This is a genomic window from Pseudomonas sp. GW821-FHT04D07 (genome assembly GCF_059420225.1).
Window position 1 is genome coordinate 1 of sequence record NZ_JBWKTH010000018.1, and the last position, 9146, is coordinate 9146.

Here is a 9146-nt window from a genome sequence, read left to right on the forward strand (position 1 = left end):
GACCATGGAGTTCAAGGCCGACTTCAGCCAGACCACCAATGAAGCCAATGCGCAGACCTTTCCGTTGCGCACCTATACCATCCGCGCGGCCATGGACCTGTCCGCCCCCAGGGTCAAGCAGGCCACCGGCACCGCGCCCAGCCAGCAGCTGAATCCGGTGGCGGCCAAGGATGCGCTGACCGTGGTGATTCCGGAGTACGGCGTCCAACCCGGTGATCAGGTCAGCGTGACTTGGACCGGTACGGCGGGAGAGGGCTCGCACACCACCCCGGCGCAAGCACTCCCCCCCAGCCGCGAGATCCCTATTCCGGTCGGGGTGCTCGCCTACAACCTGGGCAAGCCGGTGACGGTCACCTACAGCGTGATTCGCAACGGCGAAGCCTCCGAGCCCTCAGCCGCGCTCAACCTGGCGGTGCAGACCTTCGCTCCCGGTGATCTGCTGGACGCCAGGCCGAAGATCCTGCAAGCCGAAAACGGCGGTGAAGGCAGCGAGCTGGACCTGAACACCATCAGCGCCAATGCCACCTGCCGGGCGGGTGTCTGGCCGCTGATTGCGCCGAGGCAGGACGTGTGGCTGCGCCTCAAGGGCACGAAGGCCGACGGGACTACTCCCTATGACCTGAATATCTGGACACCACCACCACAGGGTCCGGTCGCCAGCACGACCTGGATAGACCAAGGCTACTACGACACTCCCGTCGCCTACAGTTATCTGAAAGAACTGAAGGACGGCAGCACCCTGACCATGGAGTTCAAGGCCGACTTCAGCAAGACCACCGACGAGGCCAATGCACAGACCTTTCCGTTACGCACTTATACGGTCCGCGCAGCCAACAACGCACCAGCCATAACAAGGACCGCCACCGCGGCAAACGTCGACATTCCCAACGGAGGGGAAACCACCGACAGCGCAGTACAGATGTGGGGGACGGGCGTCCCCAATAGCACCTGCCTGTTTTACAACGGCGAAATATACTACGGCGAGACGAAAGTATCAGGCCAAGGAACCTGGGTGGACGGCCCCCGGTTACAACCCGGGGTGAACAACTTCTACTTGCGGGGTGTGTATGGAGACCAACCCGTTTCAAATACTTGGACGATCATCAAGCGGTAGTGGAGTTGCCCCGCGGAAAATGACGTTGGGGAGCCTGGCTCCCCTTTAATTATTTCAAAGGCCTGCCGTTTTGCTTCAGCCTATACGAAAAGGTGACGCGAAAACTGACTTAATTTAGTTGGAACACTGGCGCTCTCAAGGCCCTCTTCGCGGCGGTGCGGCGCTCCGACAAGCACCGCTCCCACAGTTTTTTTGTCGTGCGCAACCATTGCGTCCGGCTCAAAACCTGTGGGAGCGGTGCTTGCCCGCGAAGCTTTTCAGCACTCAGACCCGCAGCCGCCAACCCAACACATCCATCAGATCTCCGCCATCGCGCATCATCATCGCGAGACCGCACACCTAAATTATTGACCCGCTGCCAGGACGAGCAGCTAGGATAGGCAGCATGAACATTCAAGCATTGTTGACTCATCTGCAAAACCATTTGCCTGATTTACTGGCGGTCTACCTGTTCGGCAGCCATGCACAGAACACCGCCGGACCTGACAGTGATGTCGATCTGGCGGTGCTCTTGCCCGGTCAGGCTGACCCTGTGTTGTTATGGCAACTGTCGGGGGGCTTGGCGGATATAGTGGGGGGAGAGGTCGATCTTGTGGATTTGCGTGCGGCAACGACCGTGATGCAGTACCAGATCCTGACCCGGGGGCGGCGACTGTGGGCCAAAGATGTACAGGCGGGGCTGTTCGAGAGTTTTATTCTCAGCGAAAAAACCGCCCTGGACACCGCCCGAGCAGGCTTGCTCAAGGATATTCAAGAAGAAGGCATCGTGTATGGTCGATGATGTACTGATCAACAAGGCGGCGAGTATTGAACGTTGCGTCGCCAGGGTACGGGAGGAATACGAGAAGGATCCCGCTACCTTCGGCACTGATTTCACTCGCCAGGACTCAGCCATTCTGAATATCCAGCGTGCGTGTGAAGCCGCGCTGGATATGGGGCAGCACTTGATTCGTCGTGAGCGACTGGGTGTCCCGCAAAGTGCCCGGGATGTGTTCGAGTTGCTTTTTAAAGGGGGCTGGGTTGCTGAAGGCCTGGTGAAAAATCTAAAAAACATGGTGGGCTTCAGAAATATCGCCGTGCATGACTATCAAGCCCTGCAATTGCCTATCATGGTCGCGATCATTACCCAGCACCTGGGAGATTTTCTGGCGTTCAGTACATTCATCCTGCGTAAAGAGGCAACGGAGTCCATGCCATAGCCCTGGGTATGTGAGACGAAGCCTAGATTTATTTAGCTCTCAAGGCCCTCTTCGCGGCGGTGCGGCGATCCGACAAGCACCGTTCCCACAGTTTTTTCGTCGTACGCAACCATTGCGTCTGGCTCAAAACTTGTGGGAGCGGTGCTTGCCCGCGAAGCTTTTAGCGGCCTCAAGGGCCGCTTCGCGAGCAAGCTCGGCTCCTACATGGACCGTGTCCGGCCTCAGCGCCAGCTATGAACCGGCCAACCCGCCTTTTCCGCCTGCGCCCGCAGCACCGGATCCGGGTTGACCACATGCGGGTAATCAACCTTGAGCAGCAACGGTAAATCGTTGCGTGAGTCCGAGTAGAAGCTCGCGCCCTCCAGATTCTCGCCTTCGGTATCCAGCCATTCCAGCAACCGCACGATCTTGCCTTCGCGGTAGGTGAGGGTGCCGACGGTATGGCCGGTGTAGACACCGTGCAGCACGTCAAGGTCGATGCCCAGCACTTCGTCGATCCCGACGCGCTCGGCAATCGCCCTGACCAGGTGAGTGCCCGATGCCGAGATCACCAGGATCCGGTCACCCGCCGCGCGGTGGGCGGCAATCGCCTTGCAGGCATCGCTGTAGATCAGCGGCTCGATCACGTCCTCGACCCAGGGCGCCACCAGGTGGGCGATTTCTTCCGGGGTGCGCCCGGCTATCGGCTCCAGGCTGAACAGCATGTAGTCTTCCATGGCCAGTTCGCCACGGCCGTAGGCGTCCATCAGCTCGTTGTTGCGCTGCATGAACGTCTCCGGGTCGACCCAACCCAGGCGAACCATCTGCTCGCTCCAGAGGGTGGCGCAGTCGCCGTGGATCAGGGTGTCGTCCAGATCAAAAATTGCCAGGGCCATCAGTACCGCTCTCTCTTCAAACGCTCCAAGGACATCAGGCTACCTCACATAGCGCACTGGGATCGATAGACAGCGACAAACGCCGGCCTTCGGGGTGCAGGTCGGCGGCCGAGCGGTTGAGCACGTCCACCACCAATTCCACGCCGCGGGCCTCGACCCGATAACGAATCACGTTGCCCAGCAAGCTGTGACCGCGGATCAGCGCGTCCAGTTCACCCTCGGCACGCAGTTCGATGGCTTCCGGGCGAATGGCGATACGCCCGCTGATCGGCCGCTGCAACAGACGGCTGGCCGCGTCGGCGTCGAGCAGGTTGTAGTTGCCGATAAACCCGGCGGCAAACACATCCACCGGCGCGGTGTAGAGCGATTCGGCGTCACCGCTCTGGACGATCTTGCCCTGGTTCATCAGGAAGATCCGGTCACTCATGGTCAGGGCTTCTTCCTGGTCGTGGGTGACGAAAATCGTGGTCAGCCCCAGTTCGCGCTGGATCGCCCGGATCTGCTCGCGCAGGTGCTTGCGAATCCGCGCATCCAGGGCCGACAGCGGCTCATCGAGCAGCAGCAGGCGCGGGCGGGTCACCAGCGAGCGGGCCAGGGCCACGCGCTGGCATTGGCCGCCGGACAGCTGGTGCGGGTAGCGCGCGGCGAAGTCGTGCAGCTCCACCAGCTTGAGGGCTTCGATAACGCGCTTATGGCTGTCGTCGGCATTGACCTTCTGCATCTTCAGGCCGAAGGCGACGTTCTGTTCCACGGTCATGTTGGGAAACAGCGCGTAGCTCTGGAACACCATGCCGATCGCGCGTTTCTGCGGGCTCAGCGGCACGATGTCCTGGCCGTCGAGGAGGATTTTGCCGCTGTCCACCGCGGTCAGGCCGGCGATGCAGCGCAGCAGGGTGGACTTGCCGCAACCGGACGGGCCGAGCAGGGTGACGAATTCACCCTTGGCGACTTCGCAGTTGATATCGCTGAACACCGTGGTGCCGGCGTAGGTTTTTTTCAGGTTCTGGACACTGATGAAGCTCATTGGCTTTTGTCCTTCTCTTTTGGTGAAGAGCTCAGGCGATTGGCGACCCAGGTGAGTACCAAAACGAAGAGGAAATAGGAGATGACCAGGGCACTGGTGAAGTGGCCGCTGCTGTTGCGCATGTTGTTCAGGTACACCTGCAGGGTTTCATAGCGGGTACCGACCAGGATGTTGGCGAACACGAACTCGCCGAACAGGAAGGAGAACGACAGCAGCAATGCGACCATCAGGCCCTTGCGCAGGTTCGGCAACACCACCAGGAACGCCGCCTGCCAGGTGCTGGCGCCGAGCAGGTGGGCGGCGTCCATCAGGTCGCGCAGGTTGATCGCCTGCAGGTTGTTGGTGATCGCCCGGTACATGAACGGCAAGGCCACGGTGAAGTAGCAGCCGATCAGGATCCACGGCGTGCCGACCATGGCGAACGGTCCGGAACCGTACAGCTGCAACAGGCCCACCGAGGACACCACCGGCGGCACCGCGAAGGGCAGCAGGATCAGGATGTTCATCAGCGCGTCAAGCCTGGGGAAGTGGTAGTGGACCACGAACAGCAGCGGCAGGATCAGCACCACCGACAGCACCAGCGAGCCGACGCAGACGATCAGCGACTGGCCAAAGGCATTGAGGAAGCGCGGGTCGCTCCACAGCTGCAGGTACCACTTGAAGGTGAAGCCGGCGGGCAGGATGGTCGCCGACCAACTGCTGGCCAGGGAGTAGACCAGGGTGCCGGCCAGCGGCAGCAGCAGGATCAGGAACAGCAGGTAGACCACCAGGCGGTGGTACAGGGCGGCGGAGCCGGGTTCAGCGCGCGACATGGTAGCTCCTCTTCAACAGCCACTGGTGGATCAAGGTTACGAAGGTCATCAGTCCCACCAGGATCACCGCCAGCGCGCTGGCCATGTTCGGGTCGAGGCTGATGTCGCCGGAAACCATCGCGGCGATACGGATCGGCAACACGTTGAAGTTACCGGTGGTCAGGGCATACACCGTGGCGTAGGCGCCGAGGGCGTTGGCCAGGAGGATCACGAAAGTCCCCAGCAGCGCCGGGGTCAGCACCGGCAGGCCGATATGCCGCCAGAACTGCCAGCCGCCGGCACCGAGCAGCGCGGCGGACTCGCGCCAGTCTTCGCGCAGGGCGTCGAAGGCCGGGTAGAGCAGCAGCACACCGAGGGGAATCTGGAAGTAGGTGTAGAGAATGATCAGGCCGGTTTTCGAGTACAGGTTGAAGTCCTGAATGATCCCGGCCTGTTTCAGCATGATGGTGATGGTGCCGTTGAAGCCCAGCAGGATGATGAAAGCGAAGGCCAACGGCACGCCGGCGAAGTTGCTGGTCATGTTGGCGAAGGCGTTGACGAAATCCCGCAGGCGCGAGTCGACCCGGCGCAGCGAGTAGGCGCCGAGCACGGCGATGAGCATGCCGAACACGCTGGACCAGAAGCTGATTTCCAGGCTGTACTGGATCGCCTGCAGGTAGAACTTCGAGCTGAAGATCTTGCTGAAGTTGGCCAGGCCCCAGCCGTCGTCTTCCGATTGCAGGCTGTTGATCAACACCCACACCAACGGCGCGATCTCGAACACGATAAAGAACAGGGCAAAGGGCACCAGGCAGAGCACGGCGAGCCATTTGCCACGGGTGAGTGAATTCACTTCAACAACTCCCGGCATACAGGTTTGTCATGGGGGACGCCCAGCAGTTCGCAGATCGTGCCGCAGAGCTGCGTTTGTCGGGGCGCGGCGTCGGGGTTGAAACTGAAGGCATCGCCGAGGACGAACAGCGGCACTTCGCGCTCTTCGGCCAGCAGGCCGTTGTGCGAGCGGTCGTTGTTCATGCCGTGGTCGGCGGTCACCAGCACCTGGTAGCCGGCGTCGAGCCAGCCTTGCAGGTAGTCGGCCAGGATGATGTCGGCGGAACGCGCGCTGTTGCGGTATTGCGCGGTGTCGAGGCCGTGCTTGTGGCCGGCGTCATCGATGTTCATCGGGTGCACCAGCAGGAAGTTCGGCGCGTGTTGCAGGCGCAGGCTTTCGGCATCGGCGAACAGATGGGAGTCGGGGTAGTGGTCGACCCAGTAGAAATGGCCGTGCTGGATCGCCAGCGCTTCATCCTGGGTATGCCGGTCGCGGGCGGCGACAAAGGGCGTGCGGTTGTACAGCTCGCTGACCCAGTGATAGGCCGCCGCGGCGGTGGTCAGGCCGGCGTCGCGGGCGTAGTGGAACACGCTGCGCTGGTTGGACAGGCGCGCGACGTGGTTGTGCACGATGCCGCTCCGGATCGGAGCCACACCGGTAAGAATGCATTCGTAGAGCGGTCTTGAGAGCGAGGGCAACTCGCATTCCAGTTTGTACAGCGCCGCGCGTCCTGCGCCAGCGTAAGCCTGGAGATGGCCCATGGCATGGCGGGCGACCTCGTAGTTCAGGCCATCGAGCACGACCAGGATAACGTTGTGCTGCATAAGCCGGGTCTCCATGTTGGGGAACAAACAAAATCTGTAAACACGCTCTCGGCCCGTAACGCGTCACTGTGGGAGCCGGCTTGCCGGCGATGAGGCCCTTGAGGCTTGCATCGTTCTCCCGGTCCTCATCGCCGGCAAGCCGGCTCCAACAATGACCGTGTTGACCCGAGTGACGCGCACCGGGTCAAGCCTGTCGCGTTATTGCATGTTGATGATGACTTCTTCCTGCCACTTCTGCGGCAGCGCCTTGGACGTCTTCTCCCAGGCGTCGGCATCTTTGATCGGCGTGACTTTCTTGTACTGCTCGTTAGGCAGCAGCTTGGCTTTCACGTCTTCCGGCAGGGTCAGGTGCTCGGCGCGGATGGGACGTGCATTGCCTCGCGCCAGGTTGGTCTGGCCGGCGTCGCTGAAGATGTACTCACGCGCCAGCTTGGCCGCATTCGGGTGCTTGGCGTATTTGTTGATGAGGGTGGTGTAGCCGGAAATCACCGAACCGTCCGCTGGGATCAACACCACGTAGTCATCCGGGTTGGCCATCTTGGCCTTGTAGCTCAGACCGTTGAAGTCCCAGACCACACCGACTTCGACTTCACCCTTTTCCATGGTGGCGATGGTCGGGTTGGCGAGCGACAGGCGACCTTGCTTGGCGATCTCGGCAAACATCAGCAGCGCCGGCTGGACGTTCTTCTCGTTACCACCATTGGCCAGGGCCGCGGCCAGTACGCCGTTGGCGGCCTGGGCAGCGGTGCTCACGTCACCGATGGAAACCTTGTATTTACCGGTCTTGAGGTCAGCCCAGCTTTTCGGCGCTTCGGAACCGTGCAGCAGCTTCTTGTTGACGATGAACGCGATGGTGCCGGTGTAGGCCAGCGCCCAGTTGCCATCCTTGTCCTTCGCCCAGGCCGGAACCTGTTCCCAGGTGCTTGGCTTGTAGGGTTGGGTCACGCCCTGCTTGACCGCGATCGGGCCGAAGGCGGCACCGACGTCGCCGATGTCGGCGCTGGCGTTGTCTTTCTCGGCCGCGAACTTGGCCACTTCCTGGGCCGAGCTCATGTCGGTGTCGATGTGCTTGAGGCCGTACTTGTCGCTCAGGTCTTTCCAGGTGCCCGCCCAGTTCGCCCAGTCATCGGGCATGCCGACGCTGTTCACGGCGCCTTCTTTCTTGGCGGCGGTTTCCAGTGCTTTCAAATCGGTGTCAGCGGCCATGGCGCAAGTGGACAGGGCAATGGTCGAGCCTAACAGTGATGCCAGGAAAAGCTGTTTCATCCGAAGCTCCTTTGGGCGTTTTCAACGCTGAGATTTTTATCGACGGTTTTTATAAAAGTAGTGCAGTGGTTTGGATCGTTTGGTCTAGGTCAGCAATACCTGAGCCAATTTAAGCTTGCTGGATGACACTTTGATGTCGGCATCAGTCCTGCAAGGTTTTTTTGCGGCAGTCTTCAGGATTGTCGAGTTAAGCGTAGACCATAGTTAACTTACTGATATTAAAAGGATTGATCCTTATGGAACGAACGTCCATGTGCACCGTTTCGTCGCTTTGTCACATATCAGTCATCTGTATTGCCTAGGCTTGAGGCAACCCACGGAAGCCGTGATCTACCGCGCTTCTGCCCTGAAACAGTGCTGGTCTAGTCCAGATAGGTAACGTTGATGCGTGATGAGGCACCAAAGGCGGTGACAGCCATCGGTCAGGCCCTGTATGAGCAGATCGGACACGGCCTGCTGCCACCGGGTAGCAAATTGCCCGCCGAGCGCAAACTCAGTGAGTTGTTCGGTACCACCCGGATCACGGTGCGCGAGGCCTTGTTGCAGTTGGAGGCCCAGGGGCTGATCTATCGCGAGGAGCGCCGCGGCTGGTTTATTTCGCCGCCGCGCCTGGCTTATAACCTGATGCAGCGTAGCCACTTTCACGCGATGGTCAGTGCCCAGGGGCGGGTGCCGTCGACCCAGGTGATTTCGGCGCGGCTGCAGCCGGCATCGGCGGCGGTGTGTGACTGGTTGCAGTTGCCGGCGTTGTCCAGCGTGATCCAGATTCGCCGGGCGCGGCGGATCGACGAGCGGCTGGTGCTGTATGTCGAGCATTACCTGAATCCGCAGTATTTCCCGGGGATCCTGGAGTTTGACCTGAACCAGTCGATCACCGAGCTGTATGCCCGGCATTACGACCTGCATTACGGGCGGGTGAGGTTCGAGATCGTGCCGACTTCATTGCAGGTTGAGGCGGCCGCGGCGTTGCGGGTGTCGGTGGGCAGCCCGGGGTTGCGGATTGCCCGGGTCAACTATGACCAGCATGGACGGCTGATCGACTGCGATCTGGAGTTCTGGCGCCATGATGCGATTCATGTCGGGGTGGATGTGGTTTAACCCGCAGTTGGATCCGAGGGGGCTTGAAGTTGAGTAGGGTCTTGTGGCGAGCGGGCTTATGTGGGAGCGGAGCTTGCCCGCGAAGGGGCCCTTAAGATCGCTAAAAGCTTCGCGGGCAAGCTC

9 protein-coding genes and 1 pseudogene are annotated in these 9146 nt (G+C 60.7%); 4 read left to right on the forward strand and 6 right to left on the reverse strand.

The window, feature by feature from the left end; all coding sequences use genetic code 11:
* From AC07T0_RS20085 to hepT, 3 genes and pseudogenes are all read left to right on the forward strand, one after another.
* A pseudogene (locus AC07T0_RS20085) lies at nt 1-1114 on the forward strand (hypothetical protein); the annotation flags it as partial.
* A 385-nt stretch (nt 1115-1499) separates the two neighbouring features.
* Nucleotides 1500-1895, forward strand: coding sequence for a type VII toxin-antitoxin system MntA family adenylyltransferase antitoxin (gene mntA, locus AC07T0_RS20090; RefSeq protein ID WP_495002866.1), 396 nt, complete (start codon nt 1500-1502; stop codon nt 1893-1895).
* On the forward strand, nt 1885-2313 hold the full coding sequence (gene hepT, locus AC07T0_RS20095) for a type VII toxin-antitoxin system HepT family RNase toxin (RefSeq protein ID WP_495002867.1): 429 nt from the start codon (nt 1885-1887) through the stop codon (nt 2311-2313). The genes mntA and hepT overlap by 11 nt, the downstream gene beginning before the upstream one ends.
* A gap of 221 nt (nt 2314-2534) precedes the next feature.
* Here the strand turns inward: hepT and AC07T0_RS20100 are convergent, their stop codons facing one another.
* The 6 genes from AC07T0_RS20100 to AC07T0_RS20125 form a co-directional block, all read right to left on the reverse strand.
* Nucleotides 2535-3188 (reverse strand): HAD family hydrolase, encoded by a 654-nt coding sequence (locus tag AC07T0_RS20100; protein ID WP_495002868.1) that lies wholly within the window; start codon nt 3186-3188, stop codon nt 2535-2537.
* A gap of 34 nt (nt 3189-3222) precedes the next feature.
* A complete protein-coding gene (locus AC07T0_RS20105) occupies nt 3223-4212 on the reverse strand; it encodes an ABC transporter ATP-binding protein (RefSeq protein ID WP_495002869.1) in 990 nt (329 codons plus the stop codon).
* Nucleotides 4209-5024: an ABC transporter permease gene (locus AC07T0_RS20110; RefSeq protein ID WP_495002870.1), complete on the reverse strand. Its 816-nt coding sequence runs from the start codon at nt 5022-5024 to the stop codon at nt 4209-4211. The genes AC07T0_RS20105 and AC07T0_RS20110 overlap by 4 nt, the downstream gene beginning before the upstream one ends.
* Complete coding sequence (locus AC07T0_RS20115; RefSeq protein WP_495002871.1) at nt 5011-5856, reverse strand: ABC transporter permease; 846 nt, start codon at nt 5854-5856, stop codon at nt 5011-5013. Before AC07T0_RS20115 ends, AC07T0_RS20110 begins: the two co-directional genes overlap by 14 nt.
* Nucleotides 5853-6659, reverse strand: a complete 807-nt coding sequence (locus AC07T0_RS20120) for an alkaline phosphatase family protein (RefSeq protein WP_495002872.1) — start codon at nt 6657-6659, stop codon at nt 5853-5855. Before AC07T0_RS20120 ends, AC07T0_RS20115 begins: the two co-directional genes overlap by 4 nt.
* A gap of 198 nt (nt 6660-6857) precedes the next feature.
* Entirely contained in the window at nt 6858-7925 is a 1068-nt protein-coding gene (locus AC07T0_RS20125) for an ABC transporter substrate-binding protein (protein WP_495002873.1), read from the reverse strand.
* A 384-nt stretch (nt 7926-8309) separates the two neighbouring features.
* Between AC07T0_RS20125 and phnR the strand changes: the two genes are divergently transcribed.
* A complete protein-coding gene (gene phnR / locus AC07T0_RS20130; protein WP_495002874.1) occupies nt 8310-9023 on the forward strand; it encodes a phosphonate utilization transcriptional regulator PhnR in 714 nt (237 codons plus the stop codon).
* Nucleotides 9024-9146: the final 123 nt, after the last annotated feature.